At 62.4% G+C, this 23,539-nt stretch carries 20 protein-coding genes and 1 pseudogene; 14 read left to right on the top strand and 7 right to left on the bottom strand.

The window, feature by feature from the left end; translation table 11 throughout:
• Positions 1-45 precede the first annotated feature (45 nt).
• Positions 46-1,590 carry a PLP-dependent aminotransferase family protein gene (locus tag ACK56M_RS28850; protein WP_411959177.1) on the top strand — a complete coding sequence of 515 codons (1,545 nt, stop codon included), beginning with the start codon at positions 46-48 and terminating at the stop codon, positions 1,588-1,590.
• Between the two features lie 111 nt (positions 1,591-1,701).
• On the opposite strand, the gene ACK56M_RS28845 is transcribed toward ACK56M_RS28850, so the two are convergent.
• The 4 genes from ACK56M_RS28845 to aspA all read right to left on the bottom strand — a co-directional run bounded on the left by ACK56M_RS28845 (position 1,702) and on the right by aspA (position 6,674).
• Entirely contained in the window at positions 1,702-2,805 is a 1,104-nt protein-coding gene (locus ACK56M_RS28845) for a polyamine ABC transporter substrate-binding protein (protein ID WP_015272359.1), read from the bottom strand.
• Positions 2,805-3,848 (bottom strand): histone deacetylase family protein, encoded by a 1,044-nt coding sequence (locus tag ACK56M_RS28840; protein WP_015272358.1) that lies wholly within the window; start codon positions 3,846-3,848, stop codon positions 2,805-2,807. The genes ACK56M_RS28845 and ACK56M_RS28840 overlap by 1 nt, the downstream gene beginning before the upstream one ends.
• A 225-nt stretch (positions 3,849-4,073) precedes the next feature.
• Positions 4,074-5,066: an AraC family transcriptional regulator gene (locus tag ACK56M_RS28835; protein ID WP_015272357.1), complete on the bottom strand. Its 993-nt coding sequence runs from the start codon at positions 5,064-5,066 to the stop codon at positions 4,074-4,076.
• Between the two features lie 183 nt (positions 5,067-5,249).
• Positions 5,250-6,674, bottom strand: a complete 1,425-nt coding sequence (aspA, locus tag ACK56M_RS28830) for an aspartate ammonia-lyase (RefSeq protein WP_003260072.1) — start codon at positions 6,672-6,674, stop codon at positions 5,250-5,252.
• A 182-nt stretch (positions 6,675-6,856) separates the two neighbouring features.
• Here aspA and ACK56M_RS28825 point away from each other — a divergent pair, with 182 nt between their 5' ends.
• On the top strand, positions 6,857-7,774 hold the full coding sequence (locus ACK56M_RS28825) for a LysR substrate-binding domain-containing protein (RefSeq protein ID WP_013974829.1): 918 nt from the start codon (positions 6,857-6,859) through the stop codon (positions 7,772-7,774).
• Here the strand turns inward: ACK56M_RS28825 and ACK56M_RS28820 are convergent.
• Positions 7,766-8,391 (bottom strand): annotated as a pseudogene (locus ACK56M_RS28820) (hypothetical protein). The gene ACK56M_RS28825 and the pseudogene ACK56M_RS28820 sit on opposite strands and share 9 nt — an antisense overlap.
• Positions 8,392-8,661: 270 nt before the next feature.
• Here ACK56M_RS28820 and purE point away from each other — a divergent pair.
• The 4 genes from purE (at position 8,662) to ACK56M_RS28800 (ending at position 11,170) form a co-directional block, all read left to right on the top strand.
• Complete coding sequence (purE, locus tag ACK56M_RS28815) at positions 8,662-9,153, top strand: 5-(carboxyamino)imidazole ribonucleotide mutase (protein WP_003253304.1); 492 nt, start codon at positions 8,662-8,664, stop codon at positions 9,151-9,153.
• A 10-nt stretch (positions 9,154-9,163) separates the two neighbouring features.
• On the top strand, positions 9,164-10,246 hold the full coding sequence (locus tag ACK56M_RS28810) for a 5-(carboxyamino)imidazole ribonucleotide synthase (RefSeq protein WP_015272355.1): 1,083 nt from the start codon (positions 9,164-9,166) through the stop codon (positions 10,244-10,246).
• 96 nt (positions 10,247-10,342) lie between these two features.
• A complete protein-coding gene (locus ACK56M_RS28805; RefSeq protein ID WP_015272354.1) occupies positions 10,343-10,588 on the top strand; it encodes a GlsB/YeaQ/YmgE family stress response membrane protein in 246 nt (81 codons plus the stop codon).
• Positions 10,589-10,636: 48 nt separating this feature from the next.
• Positions 10,637-11,170, top strand: coding sequence for a DUF3299 domain-containing protein (locus tag ACK56M_RS28800; protein WP_015272353.1), 534 nt, complete (start codon positions 10,637-10,639; stop codon positions 11,168-11,170).
• A gap of 62 nt (positions 11,171-11,232) precedes the next feature.
• On the opposite strand, the gene ACK56M_RS28795 is transcribed toward ACK56M_RS28800, so the two are convergent.
• Both ACK56M_RS28795 and ACK56M_RS28790 read right to left on the bottom strand, forming a co-directional pair.
• Positions 11,233-12,129 (bottom strand): D-hexose-6-phosphate mutarotase, encoded by an 897-nt coding sequence (locus ACK56M_RS28795; protein WP_137137771.1) that lies wholly within the window; start codon positions 12,127-12,129, stop codon positions 11,233-11,235.
• Between the two features lie 71 nt (positions 12,130-12,200).
• Positions 12,201-12,599 (bottom strand): acyl-CoA thioesterase, encoded by a 399-nt coding sequence (locus tag ACK56M_RS28790; RefSeq protein WP_003253317.1) that lies wholly within the window; start codon positions 12,597-12,599, stop codon positions 12,201-12,203.
• A 361-nt stretch (positions 12,600-12,960) separates the two neighbouring features.
• Between ACK56M_RS28790 and ACK56M_RS28785 the strand changes: the two genes are divergently transcribed.
• The 8 genes from ACK56M_RS28785 to ACK56M_RS28750 all read left to right on the top strand — a co-directional run bounded on the left by ACK56M_RS28785 (position 12,961) and on the right by ACK56M_RS28750 (position 23,525).
• The gene (locus ACK56M_RS28785) at positions 12,961-14,250 is read left to right on the top strand and encodes an MFS transporter (protein ID WP_015272351.1); all 1,290 of its coding nucleotides are present in this window, start codon (positions 12,961-12,963) and stop codon (positions 14,248-14,250) included.
• Positions 14,251-14,467: 217 nt separating this feature from the next.
• Positions 14,468-15,466 carry a phosphate ABC transporter substrate-binding protein PstS gene (locus ACK56M_RS28780; protein ID WP_013974822.1) on the top strand — a complete coding sequence of 333 codons (999 nt, stop codon included), beginning with the start codon at positions 14,468-14,470 and terminating at the stop codon, positions 15,464-15,466.
• A gap of 139 nt (positions 15,467-15,605) precedes the next feature.
• Complete coding sequence (locus tag ACK56M_RS28775; RefSeq protein ID WP_411959176.1) at positions 15,606-17,894, top strand: phosphate ABC transporter permease; 2,289 nt, start codon at positions 15,606-15,608, stop codon at positions 17,892-17,894.
• Between the two features lie 71 nt (positions 17,895-17,965).
• On the top strand, positions 17,966-19,582 hold the full coding sequence (gene pstA, locus ACK56M_RS28770) for a phosphate ABC transporter permease PstA (RefSeq protein WP_170976287.1): 1,617 nt from the start codon (positions 17,966-17,968) through the stop codon (positions 19,580-19,582).
• Between the two features lie 72 nt (positions 19,583-19,654).
• On the top strand, positions 19,655-20,488 hold the full coding sequence (gene pstB, locus ACK56M_RS28765; protein ID WP_003258171.1) for a phosphate ABC transporter ATP-binding protein PstB: 834 nt from the start codon (positions 19,655-19,657) through the stop codon (positions 20,486-20,488).
• Between the two features lie 63 nt (positions 20,489-20,551).
• Positions 20,552-21,322, top strand: coding sequence for a phosphate signaling complex protein PhoU (gene phoU, locus ACK56M_RS28760; protein WP_013974818.1), 771 nt, complete (start codon positions 20,552-20,554; stop codon positions 21,320-21,322).
• A gap of 164 nt (positions 21,323-21,486) precedes the next feature.
• Positions 21,487-22,389 (top strand): response regulator, encoded by a 903-nt coding sequence (locus ACK56M_RS28755; RefSeq protein ID WP_061304783.1) that lies wholly within the window; start codon positions 21,487-21,489, stop codon positions 22,387-22,389.
• Between the two features lie 239 nt (positions 22,390-22,628).
• The gene (locus ACK56M_RS28750) at positions 22,629-23,525 is read left to right on the top strand and encodes a M23 family metallopeptidase (RefSeq protein WP_013974816.1); all 897 of its coding nucleotides are present in this window, start codon (positions 22,629-22,631) and stop codon (positions 23,523-23,525) included.
• Positions 23,526-23,539 lie beyond the last annotated feature (14 nt).

Here is a 23,539-nt window from a genome sequence, read left to right as displayed (position 1 = left end):
TTCATAGTAAGAGCCATTAACAGCTGTTTTTATAGGTCCAATGCCATGAGCGAGCGCCCCCTCGTGTTGCCTTTCGACCCTGCCGGGATCGACCTCGATCGCCGCCGCGGGCTCAGCCAGCAGCTGTACCAGGCGCTACGTGCGCGGGTGCTGGACGGGCGCCTGAGCAGTGGCACGCGGCTACCGGCCACTCGTGATCTGGCCGCCATGCTGGCGCTGTCACGCAATAGTGTGGTGCGGGCCTATGACCAGCTATATGCCGAGGGCTACATCGAAAGCCGGGTAGGCGACGGCACCTATGTCAGCCAGTTACCGAAGCTCTCCACTGCAAAACTATCCACACAAGTATCCACAGGGTTATCCCGTGGGTTATCAACAGACTTATCCACATCTCCCTCAGAAAATACTGAGGATTTATCCAGCAAGCGTCGTTCCAGCGAGCCTTTGCAGCGCCTGAAAAGTAACCATCTGCCGCCCCCAAGAAGCGGTGCACCGCGTGCTTTTCGCGTCGGTATTCCGGCGTTCGACCTGTTCCCGTTCGACGTCTGGGCCAAGCTGCAGGCGGGTTTCTGGCGCAACCCGGCTCCGGCGCAGTTGGGTTATGGTGACCCGGCAGGCGAGCCGCTGCTGCGCGAACTGATCGCGGCCTACCTGCGTCGCTCGCGTGGGCTGAGTTGTACTGCTGAACAAATTGTGATCACCAGTGGTGCGCAGCAGGCCATCAGCCTTTGTGCACAGTTGCTATTGCAGCCCGGCGACGGTGTGGCTGTGGAAAACCCGGGTTACCGCGCAGCCGGGCATGCCTTTGCGCTGGCCGGTGGCAGGCTGTGTGGCGTGCCGGTGGACGAGGACGGCATGGACTGTCGCCGGCTCGGGCAACTGACGGATTGCCGGCTGGCCTATGTCACGCCAGCCCACCAGTACCCGACCGGGGTGACCATGAGCCTGGCGCGACGCCTGGAGCTGCTGGCATGGGCCGAGCGCAGCGAAGGCTGGATCATCGAATACGACTACGACGGCGAGTACCGGTACAGCGGTGCGCCCTTGGCCCCGCTAGCGGCGCTCGACCGGCACGGGCGGGTGCTGTACGTCGGTACCTTCGGCAAGATCGCCTTTCCTGCGTTGCGCCTGGGCTATCTGGTACTGCCACCACAACTGGCGCAGCCGTTCAGCCAGGGCAGGGCGCTGGCGGTGCGGCATTCGGAGGTCAGTAGCCAGTGCGTGATGGCAGAGTTCATGGCACGGGGGCACTTCCAGCGGCATATTCGGCGCATGCGCAAGGCGGCGTTGAGCCGGCGCAATGTGCTGAAGGCTGGCTGGCCCGTGGATATTCCGGGTTTGAGCGGCATGCCGGAGGTGGCGGCCGGGCTGCATGTGAAGGTCGATGTGGATAACTTTGCGCGGGAGCAGGAGTTGGTGGCCAAGGCTGAAGCGGTGGGGGTGGAGGTGACGCCGCTGAGCAATTTCTGGCTGGCTGACAGCGAGGTGCCTGTGGATAAAAGGGCAGGGCTGGTGCTGGGGTTTGCAGCGGTGCCGGAGGGGGAGATTGCCGAGGCTTTGATGCGCTTGCGCAAGGCCTGGAGGAAGTGAATAGGGCCGCTAGTCGGCCCAATCGCCGGCAAGCCAGCTCCCACAGGTAGTGGAGATCCTGTGGGAGCTGGCTTGCCGGCGATTGGGCTGCAAAGCAGCCCCGGCTCTAAATCAGGTACCGGACTTGATCCGTGTCCAGGCCCTGGTCCGAGCTCGCTCGGCATCCCGCGCCAAGGGCTTGAGGGTATACAGCTTGGCCATCGCCTCCGCTGTCGGATACAGGTTGGGGTTGTTGCGAATCGCCGGGTCGACCTTGTCGGTCGCATCCTTGTTCGGGTTCGGGTACCCGACAAAGTCGCTGATAGGCGCAATCACCTCAGGCCGCAGTAAGTAGTTGATGAACGCGTGGGCATCTTCCGGGTTGGTCGCGTTCTTCGGAATCGCCAGCATGTCGAACCAGATCGGTGCACCTTCCTTGGGCAGGCGCATGTCCACCACAACGCCATTCTTCGCCTCGCGGGCGCGGTTGGCTGCCTGAGAGAAGCTGCCGCTGTAGCCCACTGCCACGCAGATATCGCCGTTGGCGATGTCAGCCATGTACTTCGAGGAATGGAAGTAGGTGATGTGCGGGCGGATCTTCAGCATCAGCGCTTCGGCTTTCTTGTAATCAGCCGGTTTGTCGCTGTTCGGTGGCAGGCCCAGGTACTGCAGGGCCAGCGGCATGATCTCCGACGGCGAGTCGAGCAGGGCCACGCCGCATTGCTTGAGCTTGGCGATGTTCTCTTCCTTGAAGATCAGGTCCCAACTGTCCACCGGGGCGTTCTCGCCGAGCGCAGCCTTGACCTTGGCCGGGTTGAAGCCGATCAGCACTGTGCCGTACATGTAGGGTACGGCAAATTTGTTGCCGGGGTCGTTGGCTTCGATCAGCTTCATCAGCGCCGGGTCCAGGTGCTGCCAGTTCGGCAGCTTGCTGCGGTCCAGCGGCTGGAACACACCCGCTTCGATCTGCTTGGCGAGGAACACGTTGGATGGCACTACCACGTCATATCCTGAGTTGCCGGTCAGCAGTTTCGCTTCCAGCGCCTCGTTGGTGTCGAAGATGTCGTAGACCAGCTTCACTCCGCTGTCTTTCTGGAACTCGGTGAGAGTTTGCGGAGTGATGTAGTCGAACCAGTTGAACACCCGCAGGGTGCGCTGTTCGGTCTGGGCCTGCAGGGCACCGGTGAACAGGGTAGCGGCGATGAACGGGGCGAGCAGACGCTTGAGTCGAACCATTATCGGGCTCCTGGCTGGGCCTGCTGGAAGCCTTCCAGCACATTGACCGCGTTGATACCGATTTCTTCCACAGCGTAGCCGCCTTCCATCACGAACAGGGTCGGCTTGCCGAGCTGGGCGATGCGCTTGCCCATTTCCAGGTAGTCCGGGCTGTCCAGCTTGAACTGCGAGATCGGGTCGTCCTTGAAGGTATCCACGCCCAGCGAGATCACCAGCACGTCAGCGTCATAGGCGGCGATGCGCTGGCAGGCGTCCTCCAGGGCGGCGTTCCAGGCGGCCCAGTCGCTGCCAGCCGGCAGTGGGTAGTTGATGTTGCAGCCTTCGCCGGCACCCTCGCCGGTTTCATCGGCATAGCCGAGGAAGAACGGGAACTCGTCGCGCGGGTCGCCATGGATCGAGGCGAAGAACACATCGTTGCGGCTGTAGAAGATGTCCTGGGTGCCGTTGCCGTGGTGATAGTCGACATCGAGGATTGCGACCTTGCGCCGGCCCTGGTCAAGGAAGGCCTGGGCGGCGATGGCGGCGTTGTTCAGGTAGCAATAGCCGCCCATGACTTCGCCAGCCGCATGGTGCCCTGGCGGGCGGCACAGGGCGAAGGCGGAATGGGCGCCTTGCTGGATCGCCGCCTGGGCGGTGAGGGCGACCTGGGCGGCGCTGTAGGCAGCCTGCCAGGTACCGGCGGTGATCGGTGCGCCGGCGTCGAAGCTGTAGTAGCCCAGTTCACCGTGCAGGCCGGTGGGTTTTATCTGGCGCAGGGTGCGTGCGGGCCAGGTGAATGGCAGCAGGTCGCCATCCTGACCCAGTGCGGCCCAGCGCGCCCAGGCACCTTCGAAGAAATTCAGGTAATCGGCACTGTGGATGCGCAGCAACGGTGCACGGCCATAGTCGGTGGGGCCCTGGATGTCGCCAAGGTTGCGTTTTTTCACTTGGTCGAGCACATGGTCGGCGCGTGACGGCATTTCGAAACAGGGCATCAGCTTGCCGTCGATCAGCTCGCAGCGGCCATGGTGCAGGCGGTGGTCATCGGAATAGATCGTCAGCATTGTTGTTCTCCGGTAGGTACTGGCGTGGGCCCATTTTCATGGGCGGGCCAGTGGTGGAGAACGACGCAAGTGGCCAAAAGGGGATCGATATGGCCAAGCTCTTTGGCCCACTTTTCCTGTACCGGCCTCTTCGCGGGCGCGCCCGCTCCCACAGGTATCCCACAACACTGGGGAGTTGTGCAGATCCTGTGGGAGCGGGCAAGCCCGCGAAGAGGCCGGTACAGGTCAACCGCGGAAGTGACTGGGCGCGACGCCACTCCAACGCTGGAAGGCATGCCGAAAACTGGCGGTCTCGCTGAACCCCAGGCACTCGGCAATCCGATAGATCGGCATCTGCTCATCAGCCAGCAACTGCTTGGCCCGCTCGAACCTCAGTTCATCCAGCAGCTGTTGATAACTGCTGCCCAACGCCTGCAAATGCCGGCGCAGGGTGCGCGATGAGCAGTTCATCTGCCGCGCCAGCCCTTCCAGCCCGGGCGCTGCATCCAGTTGCTGCGCCAGCAGTTGGCGAATCCGCCCCAGCCAGGCCTGGCGGCCGGTGAATTCCAGGTTCAGGCGTCGGCAGCGTTCGCTCATGGCCTTGTGGGTAATCGGGTCGGCCAGCGGCAGTGGCGTGTCCAGCCAGCGCCGTTCGAAGGCAAAGGCATTGTCCTCGTCGTCGAAACCTACCGGGCACTGGAATGCCCCGGCATAGAGAGCATGGTAACCGGGCCGTGGGTGTTCAAAACGAGCACCCAGCAGGGGCAGCGGGCGGCCGAGCAGGTCGTCGCAGATGACCTTCAGCGACACCAGGCAGAACTCTGCATTGAAGGCGGTCAGCGCCGGGCTGTCGTGGTAGTCGCTGGCGCTGAGCCAGATGCGCTGGCCGTCGTCGAGCAAACGCAGTTTGAAGACTGTTCCCAGCAGTGCCGGATACTGCAGCGCCAAGCGCAAGGCGTCACCCAAAGTGGCACTGGAGAGCAGGGCGTAACCGAGCATGCCGTAGCACGACACATGCATGCGCTGGCCCAGCTCCAGGCCTATATCTTCGCGTCGGGCAACGGCGTTGGCGCACACCTGCAGTTCCTGCTGGGTGGTGATACGCGCATCGGCATGGCCCAGGTCTGCCGGGCCGATGCCGCTGCCGGCCAGCAGCGCCGACGCCTCGCAACCGTCTGCCTGGAAGACGTTGAGGATCAGCGAAACCGCGTTGAGGGTGGTCAGGTGGCTGTGCAGCATGCTGGGTAATCCCGTTGGCCTGGGACGCATTATGGAGCAAGTTGTGTGCCGATGTTCGGGGGGCTGCAAAGCAGCCCCCAAATCCTTCAGGCAAAAAAAAGGCCCGAAGCATAGGCTCGGGCCTTGGAAAGGTTGAGAGGTGTCTAGTCCCTCGACCTGGTGAGACTGTTTACAGCGGCCTGGTTACGCCTTCAGCGGAACCAGACGGGGAGCGATCATGTTTTCCGGACGCAGGATGTCGTCGAGCATCGCGTCGTCCAGCAGCTTCTCTTCACGCACCAGTTCCAGTACGCCGCGGCCGGTTTCCAGGGCAACGCGGGCGATACGGGTGGCGTTTTCGTAGCCGATGTACGGGTTCAGTGCGGTGACCAGGCCGATCGAGTGCTCGACCAGTTCACGGCAGCGCTGTTCGTTGGCGGTGATACCGACGATGCAGTGCTCGCGCAGCATGTCCATGGCACGTTGCAGCAGGCGGATCGAGTCGAAGATCTTGTAGGCGATCAGCGGCTCCATCACGTTCAGCTGCAGCTGGCCACCTTCGGCGGCGACGGTCAGGGCCAGGTCGTTGCCCATGATGGCGAAGGCCACCTGGTTGACGGCTTCCGGGATAACCGGGTTGACCTTGCCTGGCATGATCGAGCTGCCTGGCTGACGCGCTGGCAGGTTGATTTCGTTGATGCCGGTGCGTGGGCCGCTGGACAGCAGGCGCAGGTCGTTGCAAATCTTCGACAGCTTGACTGCAGTACGCTTGAGCATGCCGGAGAACAGTACGAAGGCGCCCATGTCGGAGGTGGCTTCGATCAGGTCGGCAGCCGGTACCAGCGGTTGGCCGCTGATGGCAGCCAGGCGCTGTACGGCCAGGGCCTGGTAGCCAGGGTCGGCGTTGATGCCGGTACCGATGGCGGTACCGCCCAGGTTGATTTCGGTCAGCAGTTCCGGGGCCAGCGAGCGCAGGCGCTGCAGGTCTTCGGTCATGGTGGTGGCGAAGGCACGGAATTCCTGGCCCAGGGTCATCGGTACGGCGTCCTGCAGCTGGGTACGGCCCATCTTCAGTACGTGGTCGAACTCTTTACCCTTGGCAGCGAAGGCCTGGATCAGGCTGTCGAGGCTGGCCAGCAGCGCGTCGTGGCCCAGCAGCAGGCCCAGGCGGATAGCCGTCGGGTAGGCGTCGTTGGTCGACTGCGCCATGTTCACGTCGTTGTTCGGGTGCAGGTACTGGTACTCACCCTTCTGGTGGCCCATGGCCTCCAGCGCAACGTTGGCGATCACTTCGTTGGCGTTCATGTTGGTAGAAGTACCAGCACCGCCCTGGATCATGTCCACCACGAACTGGTCGTGGTAATCGCCTTTGATCAGGCGGGCGCAGGCTGCGGTGATGGCAGCGTGCTTGGCATCGCTCAGGTGGCCCAGCTCACGGTTGGCGTCAGCAGCAGCCTGCTTGACCATGGCCAGGGCCACGACCAGCTTCGGATAGTGCGACAGCGGAACACCGGAGAGGTGGAAGTTGTTGGCAGCGCGCAGGGTCTGGATGCCGTAGTAGGCATCTGCAGGAACTTCAAGGGTACCCAACAAATCTTTTTCGACGCGGAACGATGCAGCGGAGGACATGATGTATATCATCTCGATTTTGACCCGGCACATGCCGGAATGGCGCCAATCCTAGGCCTGAAGGTGATTTTGCGGCCAATGCTGTTGCACGCTAACCTATGCACAAACGGCATAGTGTTTCATGTGACGCCAATTGATATTCGAGCGTGTTCCATTTTGGTGCACGCCAGGAGATGTGCTTCGTGAACCTTGAAAGCAAATGGCTGGAAGACTTCAGCGCGCTGGCTGCGACCCGCAGTTTTTCCCAGGCGGCAGAGCGGCGTTTCGTTACCCAACCTGCCTTCAGCCGGCGTATACGCAGTCTGGAAGCAGCTTTGGGCCTGCAATTGGTTAATCGTTCCCGCACGCCGATCGAACTGACCGAGGCGGGGCAGCTGTTTCTCGTCACCGCGCGTACTGTTGTCGACCAATTGAGCGAAATTCTCCGCCATTTGCATCACCTGGAGGGCGGGCAGGGTGAAGTGGTACAGGTGGCCGCTGCACACTCGCTGGCGTCGGGCTTTTTCCCGCGTTGGGTGGCCCAGTTGCGCAACGATGGTTTGAACATCGCCACCCGCCTGGTTGCGACCAACGTCGGAGATGCCGTGCATGCATTGCGTGAAGGTGGCTGCGACCTGATGCTGGCCTTCTATGACCCGGATGCCGCCTTGCAGATGGATGCCGAAATCTTCCCGTCGCTGCACATGGGCACCACTGAAATGTTGCCGGTGTGCGCCGTGGATGCCGACGGCAAGCCGTTGTTCGACCTGGAAGGCGAGGGCAGTGTGCCGCTGCTGGCGTATACCGCCGGCGCTTTCCTCGGTCGGTCGGTCAATTTGCTGCTGCGCCAGCGAAACCTGCGCTATACCACCGTCTACGAAACCGCCATGGCCGACAGCCTCAAGAGCATGGCGTTGGAGGGCATGGGCATCGCCTGGGTGCCGCGCCTGTCGATGCGTGGCGAACTGGAGCGGGGCGAACTGGCGATCTGCGGCGGCAGCCAGTGGCATGTGCCACTGGAAATTCGTCTGTACCGCTGCGCACTGGTGCGCAAGGCCAACGTCCGCTTGTTGTGGCGCAAGCTTGAGTCGTCAGGCGCACAAGGTGAGGCTTCAGTTTGAGTTGTATTTCAAGTAGTCCGCGATATTCGCGCGATTCTTGTCGCTGTAGCGGTAGCAATTGGATCGGGCCGGTACACGGGGGTGGGTGTACGTTCACACACCCAGCCATTGAATTTCAGTTCGGCATCTTCGTGCGTGGCGCCTAGCAAATGACCGATTTCATGGGCTGGAGCACCGTATGCACCTGCCGACGCAATAGCCGTGTTTTGCTTCTGATAGGCAAGGCCGGCGTTATAGTTCAGACCGCTGTGATCATAGCTGTTGCGCGTCAGCAGCAGCTGTTTATCCATAAAGGAAAAGGATGGGTGGCGCTGTTGTTCATGCAGTTGCCGGGTGAAGGCCTCGAGTAGTTGAGCGGACGGCATTCCTGCATAAGCAATATCGGTAATGTGTTCTACCTCGCGTTGAAATATGACCTCGATGGACTGTTGGCTGAAACTGCGCATCTCGTCCAGCCAATGCTGAAAGAAGTCCTTGTTCAATTGTTCATTGCTCATGTCGGCAAGGTCGTCGTGAACATAGACGGTGACGGTAAGCGAGCGGGCAGCAGTAGCAGCTGGCAGTTGCAAGCTGAGCACCAGGCCACACGAAAGCGCGAAGAGGCGTGAAACACTCATATGTACGTACCTGAGTTTTCGAGATCGGGGATACAAGCGTCTGGTATTCGTCGACCCAGAGGCGGCAGGAAAAAGTTGTCCTGCGAGACAGCTTGCCCTTTGATCCGACATGTGCTTGCGGGGGTGGGCGCAGGGCCTTGAAATACGCTACAATCCCGCGCCTTCGGCCGACCTGGTCGATTTAGAATCCGTATGACAAGCCACGCCGGCCCACCTGCGTGGCTTGTTGCTTTTAGCGCGCCAGAAGGCGCTTGCAGGAGAGGCTCGACGATGAGTGCACTGGTTGGCGTGATCATGGGCTCCAAGTCCGATTGGTCCACCCTTAGCCACACCGCCGATATGCTGGAAAAACTCGGCATTCCCTACGAGGTGAAGGTGGTTTCCGCCCACCGTACCCCGGATCTGCTGTTCCAGTATGCCGAGGAGGCTGAGGGTCGTGGCATCGAGGTGATCATCGCCGGTGCCGGTGGCGCTGCCCACCTGCCAGGCATGTGCGCCGCCAAGACCCACCTGCCGGTGCTGGGTGTGCCCGTACAATCGTCGATGCTGTCGGGTGTCGATTCGCTGCTGTCGATCGTGCAGATGCCAGCCGGCGTGCCGGTTGCCACCCTGGCCATCGGTCGTGCCGGTGCGGTCAACGCCGCGCTGCTGTCGGCCAGCATCCTCGGTGCCAAGTACCCGCAGTACCACGCGGCGCTCAAGCAGTTCCGCACGGAACAGACCGACACCGTGCTGGACAACCCAGACCCGCGCCAGGCTTGAGGCTCAACCCATGAAGATCGGTGTAATCGGTGGCGGCCAGCTGGGCCGCATGCTGGCCCTGGCGGGTACCCCGCTGGGCATGAACTTCGCCTTCCTCGACCCGGCGCCGGACGCCTGCGCTGCGCCGCTGGGCGAGCACCTGCGTGCCGACTACGGCGACCAGGACCACCTGCGCCAGCTGGCCGACGAAGTCGACCTGGTCACCTTCGAGTTCGAAAGCGTCCCGGCCGAGACCGTGGCCTTCCTCTCGCAGTTCGTGCCGGTGTACCCCAGCGCCGAAGCGCTGCGCATCGCCCGTGACCGCCTGTTCGAGAAGAGCATGTTCCGCGACCTGGGTATCCCTACCCCGGCCTTCGCCGACATCCTCTCGCAGGCCGACCTGGACGCCGCGGTGGCCAGCATCGGCCTGCCGGCCGTGCTGAAAACCCGCACCCTGGGTTACGACGGCAAGGGCCAGAAGGTGCTGCGCACGCCTGAGGACGTGGTCGGTACCTTTGCCGAGCTGGGCAGCGTACCTTGCCTGCTGGAAGGCTTTGTGCCGTTCACCGGCGAAGTGTCGCTGGTGGCCGTGCGTGCCCGTGATGGCGAAACCCGCTTCTACCCTCTGGTGCACAACACCCACGAAAGCGGCATCCTGCGCCTGTCGGTCGCCAGCCAGGCGCACCCGCTACAGGCCCTGGCCGAAGACTACGTGGGCCGCGTGCTCAAGCAACTGGACTATGTGGGCGTGATGGCCTTCGAGTTCTTCGAAGTCGGCGGCGGCCTGAAGGCCAACGAAATCGCCCCGCGCGTGCACAACTCCGGGCACTGGACCATCGAAGGCGCCGAGTGCAGCCAGTTCGAGAACCATCTGCGTGCCGTCGCCGGCCTGCCGCTGGGCTCGACCGCCAAGGTCGGCGAGAGCGCGATGCTCAATTTCATCGGTGAAGTGCCGGCGGTGGAAAAGGTCGTCGCCATCGGTGACTGCCACCTGCATCACTACGGCAAGGCGTTCAAGGCCGGTCGCAAGGTTGGCCACGCCACCCTGCGCTGCCACGACATGGCCACCCTCGAGCGCAAGATTGCCGAAGTAGAAGCCCTGATCGGCAACTGATCGAACTTCTACCAGCGGCTTGCCCTCTGAAATGGCAACGAGCCAAAGCGCTGTCTAGGCTTTGGCTTGTTCCATCTTCACTGCAGAGGGATTGCCATGGGTATCATTGGAACCATCTTCATCGGCCTCATCGTTGGCCTGCTGGCCCGCTTCATCAAGCCGGGCGACGACAGCATGGGCTGGATCATGACCATCCTGCTGGGGGTTGCCGGCTCCCTGCTGGCCACCTACGGCGGTCAGGCGCTGGGCATCTATCAGGCCGGGCAGGCTGCGGGATTCCTTGGCGCGCTGGTCGGTGCCGTGATCCTTCTGGTGATTTACGGATTCATCAAGAAGCGCTGATTAGTGGTTAGAATGCCCGGCAATTCACTGGAGTTGCCGAGCATTTTCATGCGTGCCTTTTTCCTCGTCTCACTGTTGTTGGCCAGCACCCTGGCCCATGCCGAACTGCCTGAAACCGACTGGCTGGAGCTGATGCCCGAGTCTGACCAGCAGGCGCTCGAGCAAATGCCCGAAATCGACCACAACTCGCCGGAAGCCATGGGTACCTTTACTGACAAGGGCGGCCTGAAGCAGAACAAGGGCCTGCCGGCGGTGATGTACTCGACCAAGACTGTGGCGGCCATGAATGGCAAGGATATTCGCCTTGGGGGCTACCCGGTACCGCTGGAGAGCGATGCCAAGGGCAACAGCACGCTGTTCTTCCTGGTGCCGTACCCAGGCGCGTGCATCCATGTGCCGCCGCCACCGCCGAACCAGCTGGTGCTGGTGCGCTACCCGAAGGGCCTGAAGATCGATGATATCTACACACCGCTGTGGGTCAGCGGCAAGCTGAAGGTGGAGAAGGTCAGCAATGACCTGGCCGACGCGGCCTATGCGCTGGATGCCGGGAAGGTGAGGGTGGTGGAGGACGCAGACCTCTGATTGCCTGCACCGGCGCTTTCGCGGGTTTACCCGCGAAGGGGCCCGAACAGGCACTGCAAGACTCAGATCATTTCACAGCCAATCCTGACCCCCAGCGAGCTGCTGCCCCCAGGCTTCAATTCCACCAGGTCATCCCACACATTCGCCGTCTCGATGCACAGCATCCGCTGCCACCCATCGTCGGCCATGTCCGGCAGTTCCCTGGCCCGTTCAGTCCAAGGGTTCCAGATCACCGCCGAGCGCGACCCACTGCTGGTCAAGGTAATGCGCCGCTCCCAGTGCGGGTCGACGATGCTCAGGGTTTGCGGGGTCACCAGGTAGATCCGGTCAGTCTCCCCGGCAAACGCCAGCGGCCCCTTCTGCTGGCGCTGCTCCCAGTCCGCCAGGGTCTCGATATAGCTCAGCCCCTCCACCCCTTCGACCCGCGCCTGGCGCACGTCACTGACCGCGAAGTAGCTGTGCAGGGCCTGGCTGATGGTCACGGGGGTATTGCCCATGTTGCGGCTGGTCAGGTTCAGCTGCAGGTCCTCGCCCAGCTCCACTACCAGCTTCAGCTCGACTTCATGAGGCCAGCCAGGCAGGTCACCCTGCGCTTCCGGCAGTTCGAATTCGATGCGCAGGCCTTCGCCCGCCTCCTCGATACCCAGCAATTGCCAGTCGCGCGCGCGCGCCAGGCCGTGGGCGGGGGCCTGTTCGCCGCGGTACATGGCCTGCACGGCCTGGGGGTTGCGCTGCAGGTTGCCGAACCACGGCCAGCACACCGGCACACCGGCGCGTACCGACTTGCCCTTACGGAAGATGGCCTGGTCGCTCAGCCACAGCAGCGGTGGCTGGCCAACGCGCTGGTAGCTGAGGATCTGTGCGCCCTGCTGGGCGATCAGTAGTTCGGCGTGGTCGCTGCTGATACGCCAGCAGTTGAGTTCGCCATGTTGCTCGGTTACGACCTGGAAGGTAGCCATTGCATTTATCTCATTGATTGCCAGTGGGCCTTGGACCCGGGCACATGCAATGAGTTTACCGCCGGCGTGGCTCAGCGACGAGGTACGGAGCGGGTGCGGCCACTGCCGTCGATGGCGACGAAGACGAAGACTGCTTCGGTGACCTTGCGCCATTCGCTGGACAGCGGGTCGTCGCTCCACACTTCGACCATCATCTGGATCGAGCTGCGGCCGATTTCCAGGGTCTGGGTATAGAACGATAGCTGCGCGCCGACGGCGACCGGGACCAGAAAGGCCATGCGGTCGATGGCCACGGTGGCCACGCGGCCGCCGGCGACACGGCTGGCCATGGCGGTGCCGGCCAGGTCCATCTGGGCGACCAGCCAGCCGCCGAAGATGTCGCCAAACCCGTTGGTTTCGCGCGGGAGTGCGGTGATCTGCAAGGCCAGGTCGCCTTGCGGGATTGGATCTTCTTGTTCGAGCTCAATCATGCGATGGGGCCTCTGACCCGTGACGCTTTTCGTTGGTGTGGCGCAAAGGCCGGGTAAACGATTCAGCTTGAAACATACTACGCCGATTTCGTTTCACTGGGCGGCCGTAGGGAAACTCTGCGAAACCGCCTGACAGTAATGACCGGCGTTTTCGCACAACATCCCACGTTAGGAGCAACCTTTTCCTACGAAGTGCCAGTATATAGAGCATAACGGCCAGCGACGACCGCGCATTCATGAATATGTGTAGGGATTTTGTATCGCTTTCGGCGCAGCTCAGCAATTTGCTATCTTCGCCTGTCTTCCAATCCAGAAGCCGCATGCCAAGCGGCCTGCATGCCCACAAAGAGAACAATGAGCGATGACCTCCGTGCCGAGCAGTATCGAGCAGCCTTCGCGGCCGCTGACCCGCAGTGACTACAAGACCCTCTCACTGTCCGCCCTGGGCGGCGCGCTGGAGTTCTACGACTTCATCATTTTTGTGTTCTTCGCCACAGTGGTCGGCAAGCTGTTCTTCCCGGCTGACATGCCCGAATGGCTGCGCCTGATGCAAACCTTTGGCATTTTCGCCGCCGGCTACCTGGCGCGGCCGCTGGGCGGCATCATCATGGCCCACTTCGGCGACCTGCTAGGGCGCAAGAAGATGTTCACCCTCAGCATCTTCATGATGGCCCTGCCAACGCTGATCATGGGCCTGCTGCCCACTTATGCACAGATCGGCATGTGGGCGCCGATCCTGTTGCTGCTGATGCGCGTAATTCAGGGCGCGGCTATCGGCGGCGAGGTACCGGGCGCCTGGGTGTTCGTGTCCGAGCATGTGCCAGAGCGCAACACCGGCTACGCCTGCGGCACCCTCACTGCTGGCCTGACCGCAGGTATCCTGCTTGGCTCGCTGGTGGCGACCCTGATCAACACTGTGTACAGCGCACAGGAAGTGGCAGATTACGCCTGGCGTATCCCGTTCCTGCTCGGCGGTGTATTCGGCCTGTTCTCGGTGTACCTGCGCCGTTGGCTGCACGAAACCCCGGTGTTCGCCGAGATGCAGCAGCGCAAGGCGCTGGCCGAGGAGCTGCCGTTGCGCGCGGTGCTGCGTGACCATCGCGGTGCGATCATCCTGTCGATGCTGCTGACCTGGATGCTGTCGGCCGCCATCGTGGTGCTCATCCTGATGACTCCGGCGCTGCTGCAGAGCATCTACCACATCAGCCCCACCGACTCGCTCAAGGCCAACAGCCTGGCCATCGTGCTGCTCAGCTTCGGCTGCATCGGCGCTGGCAGCCTGGCCGATCGCTTCGGCGCGGGCCGGGTGTTCGTGATCGGCAGCCTGCTGCTGCTGGCGACCTCCTGGACCTTCTACCACAGCCTGCCGACCCGGCCCGAGCTGCTGTTCCCGCTGTATGCAGTGACCGGCCTGTGCGTGGGCGTGATTGGCGCGGTGCCTTATGTGATGGTCAAGGCGTTCCCGGCGGTGGTGCGCTTCAGCGGGCTGTCGTTCTCGTACAACGTGGCCTACGCGATCTTTGGCGGGCTGACACCGATGGTGGTGACTGCGCTGCTGAAAGTGAGCCCGATGGCGCCGGCCTACTATGTGGCGGGGCTGTGTGCCGTTGGTCTGGTCGTGGGTCTGTACCTGCTCGCCAACAAGCGCTGATCTACGCCAGGGCTACTGGCCTCTTCGCGGGCACGCCCGCTCCCACAAGGGTCACACAGCCCCTGTGGGAGCGGGCGTGCCCGCGAAGAGGCCAGACCTGCTTTTGATGATGGCCTTTCATCCAATTGTCATATTCAAGTCATATCGTATTCATGCGGCCTACAGATACTTGGGCCCGTTCCATCCAACACCCCAATATTCCTGCTAGGAGCAAGGCATGAAACTGAAGCGTTTGATGGCGGCCCTCACCTTTGCCGCCGCTGGCGTTGCAACCGCCAACGCGGTAGCCGCTGTCGATCCTGCAATCCCGACCTACACCAAGACCACTGGTGTTTCGGGCAACCTCTCCAGCGTCGGTTCGGACACCCTCGCCAACCTGATGACTCTGTGGGCCGAGGCCTACAAGAAGGAATATCCGAACGTAAACATCCAGATCCAGGCTGCCGGCTCCTCCACCGCGCCACCCGCGCTGACCGAAGGCACCGCCAACCTTGGCCCGATGAGCCGCAAGATGAAGGACGTCGAGCTGCAGGCCTTCGAGCAGAAGTACGGCTACAAACCGACCGCCATCCCGGTCGCCGTAGACGCCCTGGCTGTGTTCGTGCACAAGGACAACCCGATCAAAGGCCTGACCATGGCCCAGGTCGACGCCATCTTCTCTTCCACCCGCCTGTGCGGTGGCAAAGCCGACGTCAAGACCTGGGGTGACCTGGGCGTGACCGGCGACCTGGCCAACAAGCCGGTGCAGCTGTTCGGCCGTAACTCGGTATCGGGCACCTACGGCTACTTCAAGGAAGAAGCCCTGTGCAAAGGCGACTTCAAGCCTAACGTCAACGAACAGCCTGGCTCGGCTTCGGTCGTGCAATCGATCAGCTCCTCGCTGAACGGCATCGGCTACTCGGGTATCGGCTACAAGACCGCCAGCGTCAAGACCGTGGCCCTGGCCAAGAAGGAAGGCGGTGAGTTCGTTGAGGACAATGAAGCCAACGCCCTGAACGGCACCTACCCGCTGTCGCGCTTCCTGTACGTCTACGTCAACAAGGCCCCGAACAAGCCTCTGGCCCCGCTGGAAGCCGAGTTCGTCAAGCTGGTGCTGTCGCAAGCTGGCCAGCAGGTCGTGGTGAAGGATGGCTACATCCCGCTGCCGGCCAAAGTCGTCGACAAGACCTTGGCTGACCTGGGCCTGTCCCACGCAGGTAACGTCGCAAAAAAGTAAGTAACTGAAGGGGAGGCCGGCGCTGATGCCCGGCCTCTTCCACGAAGCTCCAGTCCGAAGCCAGGTTTCCTGTGCGGCGGGCTTTCGTGCGTCACCACTTTGTAATGTTTTTGTCACACGGGACCGCTAGGGTGTGCGCATGAATGATCTGGCCAATTCCAACATGACCCAAAACTCCCAGCCCGTGCGGATTGATTTCAATACGCCGGAGTTGCAACGCAAGCGCCGCATGCGCGCGCTAAAGGACCGCCTGACCCGCTGGTATGTACTGGTAGGCGGGCTTGCCGTATTGGCGGCTATCACCCTGATCTTCTTCTATCTGGCCTATGTGGTGCTGCCGCTGTTCCAGGGGGCCGAGCTGACCAGCAAAAAAGCCCTGGAGCCGACCTGGCTGCAACAGGATGCCGGCAAGCCGCTGATGATCGCGCTTGAAGAGCAGAACCTGGTGGGCATGCGTGTTTCGGACAAGGGCCAGGCACTGTTCTTCGATACCAAGACCGGTAACGAGCTCAAGCGTGTCGACCTGCCACTGCCGGCAGGCACCCAGGTCACTTCGATCAGTGCCGACCAGCCGGGTAGCCCGCTGGTGGTGCTGGGCTTGTCCAATGGCCAGGCGCTGGTGTTTCACCACACCTACAAGATCACCTACCCGGACAACAAGAAAACCATCGCCCCCGGCATCGACTACCCGTACGGCGAGCAGCCGTTCGTGCTCGACGAGCAGGGGAGTGCGCTGGATCATGTCAGCGTAAACGTTAATGGCGACACCCTGCTGCTGGCTGCTTCCACCGGCGCGCACCTGCAGGTGGTCGAGTTGATCCGCACCGAGAACATGATGACCGAAGAGGTCACGACCGAGCAGAACCGCATCGAACTGCCGCAGATGACCGAAACGGTGAAGAACATCTTCATCGACCCGCGTCAGCAGTGGCTGTACGTGATCAACGGCCGTGCCACCGCGGACGTGTTCAACCTGCGCGACAAGAGCCTCAACGGCCGCTACAAACTGTCTGAAAGCGCCGACACCGAAATTACCGCCACCGCCCAGCTGGTCGGCGGCATCTCGCTGATCATCGGTGATTCCAAGGGCGGCCTGGCCCAGTGGTTCATGGCCCGTGACCCGGATGGTGAATCGCGCTTCAAGCTGATCCGCACTTTCCAGATGGGCAAGGCCGCAGTCGTGCAGATCGACGCCGAAGAGCGTCGCAAGGGCTTCGTGGCCCTCGACGCCGCAGGCGAGCTGGGCGTGTTCCACAGCACCGCGCACCGTACCCTGCTGGTCGAGCCGGCCGCCGAAGGCCCAGGCATCCTGGCCCTGTCGCCACGTGCCAACCGCATCATCATCGAGGAAGGTGGCAAGCTGCTGCCACTTAGCCTGCGCAACCCGCACCCGGAAATTTCCTTCAGCGCGCTGTGGGGCAAGGTGTGGTACGAGAACTACGACGAGCCGAAATACGTCTGGCAATCGACCGCTTCGAACACCGACTTCGAGCCCAAACTGAGCCTGTCGCCGCTAACCTTCGGTACCCTCAAGGCTGCGTTCTACGCCATGATCCTGGCGGCCCCGCTGGCGATTGCCGCGGCCATCTACACTGCCTACTTCATGGCCCCGGGCATGCGCCGCAAGGTCAAGCCGGTGATCGAACTGATGGAAGCGATGCCGACGGTGATCCTCGGCTTCTTCGCCGGCCTGTTCCTGGCCCCGTATCTGGAAGGCCACCTGCCGGGCGTGTTCAGCCTGTTCCTGCTGATGCCGCTCGGTATCCTGCTGGCCGGCTTCGCCTGGACCCGCCTGCCCGAGTCGATTCGCCTGCGTATCCCGGATGGCTGGGAAGCGGCGATCCTGATCCCGGTCATCCTGTTCACCGGGTGGTTCGCCCTGACCATGAGCCCGCACCTCGAGAACTGGTTCTTTGGCGGTGACATGCGCCTGTGGATCACCAACGACCTGGGGATAACCTACGACCAGCGCAATGCCCTGGTCGTGGGTATCGCCATGGGCTTCGCGGTCATCCCGAACATCTACTCCATCGCCGAAGACGCCGTGTTCAGTGTGCCGCGCAGCCTGACCCTGGGCTCCCTGGCGCTGGGTGCGACGCCCTGGCAGACCCTGACCCGCGTGGTCATCCTCACCGCCAGCCCAGGTATATTCTCGGCGCTGATGATCGGCATGGGCCGTGCGGTGGGCGAGACCATGATCGTGCTGATGGCCACCGGCAACACCCCGGTGATGGAGCTGAACCTGTTCGAGGGCATGCGCACCCTGGCCGCCAACGTGGCGGTGGAAATGCCGGAATCGGAAGTCGGCGGCAGCCACTACCGCGTGCTGTTCCTGGCCGCGCTGGTGCTGCTGATGTTCACCTTCATCATGAACACCTTGGCCGAGCTGATTCGCCAGCGTCTGCGCAAGAAATACTCGTCGCTTTGATAGAAAGGTAGCGATCCGTGAAAAAGGATTCCCTCAAAGGCTGGTTCAAGAGCGGCGCCCCAGGCGTCTGGATGAGCGGCGGCGCGGTGGCCATGGCAGTGATCATGACCGTTGGCCTGCTGGCGGTGATTGCCGTGCGCGGCCTGGGCCACTTCTGGCCGGCCGATCTTGTCCAGGCTACCTACAAGGTGCCGGGCCAGGCCGACCATGTCGTCATTGGCGAAGTGGTGCAAAAGGAAGAAGTACCCCGTGCCCGCCTGAAGGGCGCTGGCCTGCCAGTGCCTGACCAAGGCCCGGAGTTCATGACCCGTGAGCTGATCAAGGTGGGCAACCGCGACCTCAACGGCAGCGACTTCACCTGGGTGGTCGGCGACTGGCTGGTCGACGAAAGGCACCCGACCGACCTGGTCGCCCTGGAGCGCCGCGAGTGGGGCAACTTCTACGGTTACCTGGTCAGTGTCAAGGAAGAAGGCCGCGTGGTCGCCGAAGGCGCTGCGGCCTGGGCCGAGCTGCAGGCCCGCCTCAAGCGCGCCAACCAGCTCAACAGCGAACTGCAAAGCCTCGAAAAGAAAGACATCGGCGCCATCAACCATGGCCTCGAGCGCCTGCGTCTGCAAGCGCGCAAGCTGGAGCTGGACGGCAAGCTGGACGCCGCCGCCCAGGCCGATATGGACGCCGAGCGCGCCGAGCTGAACAGTCGCTACAAGGCCATCGAAGACCGCCTGGCCGGTCTGCACCAGGCCTTCGCCCGCGACAGCCTGGTGGCCCGTGATGGCAACGGCCGTGAAGTGGAAATCAACCTCAGCAAGGTGGTGCACGCCATCCAGCCTAACGCCATGTCGGGGTTCACCAAGCTGGGCACCTACTTTACCAAGGTCTGGGAGTTCCTCAGCGATGACCCGCGTGAAGCCAACACTGAGGGCGGTATCTTCCCGGCCATCTTCGGTACCGTGATGATGACCCTGATCATGGCCGTGATCGTCACCCCGTTCGGTGTGCTGGCTGCCGTGTACCTGCGCGAATACGCCAGACAGGGCCCGGTGACCCGCTTGATCCGCATCGCGGTGAACAACCTGGCGGGTGTGCCGGCGATCGTCTACGGCGTGTTCGGCTTGGGCTTCTTCGTCTACGTGCTGGGTGGCTCGATCGACCGCCTGTTCTTCCCCGAAGCACTGCCGGCGCCAACCCTGGGTACCCCAGGCCTGTTGTGGGCATCGCTGACCCTGGCGCTGCTGGCCGTGCCGGTGGTGATCGTGGCCACCGAGGAAGGCCTGGCGCGTATCCCGCGCACCGTGCGCGAAGGCTCGCTGGCCCTGGGCGCTACCAAGGCCGAAACCCTGTGGAAGATCGTCCTGCCGATGGCCAGCCCGGCGATGATGACCGGCATGATCCTCGCCGTGGCCCGCGCCGCCGGTGAAGTGGCGCCGCTGATGCTGGTGGGTGTGGTAAAGCTGGCTCCATCCCTGCCGGTGGACGGGAACTACCCGTACCTGCACCTGGACCAGAAGATCATGCACCTGGGCTTCCATATCTATGACGTCGGCTTCCAGAGCCCCAACGTAGAAGCCGCGCGGCCGCTGGTATACGCCACGGCGTTGCTGCTGGTGCTGGTGATCGCGGCCCTCAACCTCTCGGCCGTGTGGATCCGTAACCACCTGCGCGAGAAGTACAAGGCCCTCGACAGCTGATCCTGATTGCAAGCGTGCCGCCCGTTAAACGGGCGGCCCTTAGAAACGAATTGTTAGCGTATGGAGTTGACCATGCAGCAAGAATCCCATACCCACGGCATCGACATGTCTGCCCTGGGCCGCGACAAGCAGAGCCTGCGCCTGGCCGAAGAAACCGTAGCCATCGAAGTGCCGGGCCTGAGCCTGTTCTACGGTGACAAACAAGCGCTGTTCGATGTGCAGATGAACATTCCCAAGCAGCGCGTGACCGCCTTTATCGGCCCGTCCGGCTGCGGCAAGTCGACCCTGCTGCGCACCTTCAACCGCATGAACGATCTGGTTGATGGTTGCCGCGTGGAAGGCGCCATCAACCTGTATGGCAATAACATCTACCGCAAGGGCGAAGACGTGGCCGAGCTGCGCCGTCGTGTGGGCATGGTGTTCCAGAAGCCCAACCCGTTCCCAAAGACCATCTACGAAAACGTGGTCTACGGCCTGCGGATCCAGGGCATCAACAAGAAGCGCGTGCTGGACGAAGCGGTCGAATGGGCGCTGAAGGGCGCGGCACTGTGGGACGAGGTCAAGGACCGCCTGCACGATTCGGCACTGGGCCTGTCCGGTGGCCAGCAGCAGCGTCTGGTCATCGCCCGCACCATCGCCGTGGAGCCGGAAGTGCTGCTGCTCGACGAACCGTGCTCGGCACTGGACCCGATCTCGACCCTGAAAGTCGAGGAACTGATCTACGAATTGAAATCCAAGTACACCATCGTCATCGTGACCCACAACATGCAGCAGGCGGCCCGTGTTTCGGACTACACCGCGTTCATGTACATGGGCAAACTGGTCGAATTCGGGGATACCGACACCCTGTTCACCAACCCGGCGAAGAAACAGACCGAAGACTACATCACCGGTCGCTACGGCTAAGCCTGGCCAGCCAGGGCACGACACGAACTACTTGAAGCTTGCAGCTTCTTCGCGGAGCGAACGATGATCAACAAAGAAAGCCTTACGCATCACATTTCCCAGCAGTTCAACGCCGAGCTCGAAGAGGTGCGTAGCCACCTGCTGGCCATGGGCGGCCTGGTCGAAAAACAGGTCAACGACGCAGTCACTGCGCTGATCGAAGCCGACTCGGGCCTGGCCCAGCAAGTGCGCGAAGTCGACGAGCAGATCAACCAGATGGAGCGCAACATCGACGAGGAGTGCCTGCGCATCCTCGCCCGTCGTCAGCCGGCGGCCTCCGACCTGCGTCTGATCATCAGCATCTCCAAGTCGGTGATTGACCTGGAGCGCATCGGTGACGAGTCGACCAAGATCGCCCGCCGCGCCATCCAGCTGTGCGAGGAAGGCGAGTCACCGCGCGGCTATGTCGAGGTGCGCCACATCGGCGACCAGGTACGCAACATGGTCCGTGACGCGCTGGACGCCTTTGCCCGCTTCGACGCCGACCTGGCACTGTCGGTGGCCCAGTACGACAAGACCATCGACCGCGAATACAAGACCGCCCTGCGTGAGCTGGTGACCTACATGATGGAAGACCCGCGCTCGATCTCGCGGGTACTGAGCGTGATCTGGGTCCTGCGTTCGCTGGAGCGTATCGGCGACCATGCGCGCAATATCTCCGAGCTGGTGATCTATCTGGTGCGCGGCACCGACGTGCGTCACATGGGCCTCAAGCGCATGACGGCAGAAGTGCAAGGCACTGCTGTTTCCGACGGCGAAAACGCTAATGTTCCGGCTGAACCTGACGATAAGTAAGGTTGCTCCCGAGCATCGACGCCCGGCCTTGGCCGGGCGTTTTCGTTTGCGGTCGAGGAGCCGGCAGGCACCCGCGAACGATGTGAAGAAGTCCCGGCGTGACCAGGTTGTAGCAAGTGGCCATTATTCGGCGGTAGGCTAGTCGGGATTCAGAAGGAGTATCGATGAGTAAAGTGAATGTGCTGGTCGTGGATGACGCCCCGTTTATCCGTGATCTGGTCCGCAAATGCCTGCGCAATGCCTTCCCGGGCATGACCATCGACGACGCCGTCAACGGTCGCAAGGCAATGGCCATGCTGGGCAAGGAAGCGTTCGACCTGGTTCTGTGCGACTGGGAAATGCCGGAAATGTCCGGCCTGGAACTGCTCACCTGGTGCCGCCAGCAGCCTGAGTTGAAGAACCTGCAATTCATCATGGTGACCAGCCGTGGCGACAAGGAAAACGTCATCCAGGCGATTCAGGCGGGCGTTTCCGATTTTGTCGGCAAACCGTTCACCAACGAGCAGTTGCTGACCAAGGTGAAAAAGGCCCTGACCAAGATCGGCAAGCTCGACAGCCTGATGTCCAGCGGCCCGGCACGGGTCAACTCGGCATTCGCCAATGACTCGCTGAATGCGCTGACAGCCGGCAAGCCTGAAGCGGTGAAGGTCGCGGCGCCAGCTCCGGTACCCGCAACCGCACCCGCCAGGCCAGTGGCCAATGCCCCCCGGCCCGCCGCTCCTGCGCCGACCGGCCGTGGCCAGGGCCAGTTGCGCCTGGCCGGCGGCATGCAGCCGTGCGTGATCAAGGCGCTGAGCCTGAAAGAGGCGCTGCTGGTGGTGCGCCGTGGCGAAGCGCTGCCACAGGTGCTGGAAGGCGCGGTGCTGGACCTGGAGCAGGGCGAGAACGCCGAAATCGCGCGCCTGAACGGCTACCTGCATGCCGTCGCGGCACTTGAGCCCAAGCCCGACAGCGATTGGTTGCAACTGACCTTCAAGTTCGTCGATCAGGATGCCCAGAAGCTCGACTACCTGTCGCGGCTGATTGCCCGCGGGACGGCGCAGAAGCACTTTACCCCTGGTGCCTGATCCCAGTCTCACACCGCATTTTTTGTGGGAGCAGCCTTGTGCTGCGAATGGGCTGCGGAGCAGCCCCCAGGCATGAATGCCGCCGCAAGCATTGCCGGGGCTGCTTTGCAGCCCATTCGCAGCACAAGGCTGCTCCTACAAAAAACTGCGCACCCCAGGGCCATCCGACCAACTGTCATACCCGCCGCAAAACCCCCTGCTAGGCTTCGACAAATCATAACTGTCAAAAAGCCACTATCATGCCCGCCCGCCTGCTGCTGTTCTGTGCATTGCTCATGGCCTCGGCGTCGAGCCTGGGCATGACTATTTACGAGATCACCGATGATGGCCGTGTGACCTCCTATTCCGACCGGCCCGGCCCCGGTGCCAAAACCTTTGTGCGGCGCGTGCCTATGGTCGAGGTGCCCGAAGGCCAGGTTCTGCTGAACGCGATAACCTTCAACGGCGGCGTGAGCTTTTCGGCCCGCAACCAGCTACACGTGCCAGTGGAGGTGGAGTTGCGCCTGGACAACCTGGTGAACGCACAAGGTGGCAATGCCCCGCGTACCGTGCGCCGGGTACTGCCGCCGCGCACCACGCAAATGCTCAGCGTGCTCAGGGGGCGCCCCGGGATGCTGCTGAACTACCGCTCGACCCTGCTACAGGCCATGGGCGACCCGGGCAAGCGGCCCCAGGGCTTCCGCTATGCATTCCCCTGGATTGGCGGGCCGTTCCGCGTGACCCAGGGCCCCAATGGCCGGGTCAGTCATTTTGGGCCCAAGGGGCGTTACGCCATGGACATCGCCATGCCCGAAGGCACCACCATCATCGCGGCGAGGGAAGGGGTGGTGGTGAAGACGGAGAACAGCCAGAGCGGGCGCGGCCCCAACCCCTCGGGCAATTTCGTCAGGATCCTGCACCCGGACGGTACCATGGGTGTGTACCTGCACCTGATGCGCGGTTCGGTGGTGGTGGCAGAGGGGCAACGGGTGCGGCAGGGGCAGATGTTGGCCAAGTCGGGCAATACCGGCAACAGCACCGGGCCGCACCTGCATTTCGTAGTACAGCGCAATGTGGGGTTGGCGCTGGAGTCGATACCTTATCGGTTCGACAGGCCGATTGGTGGGTTGCCTGACTTTACCGCGGGTAACCCCTGAGATTTTTGGGGCTG

Origin of the sequence: Pseudomonas sp. s4 (assembly GCF_046764235.1) — a bacterium.
Classification (GTDB): Bacteria; Pseudomonadota; Gammaproteobacteria; order Pseudomonadales; family Pseudomonadaceae; genus Aquipseudomonas; species Aquipseudomonas asiatica.
The sequence above is the reverse complement of the archived record's forward strand: the minus strand, read 5'-3'. Positions and strand labels throughout refer to the sequence as shown.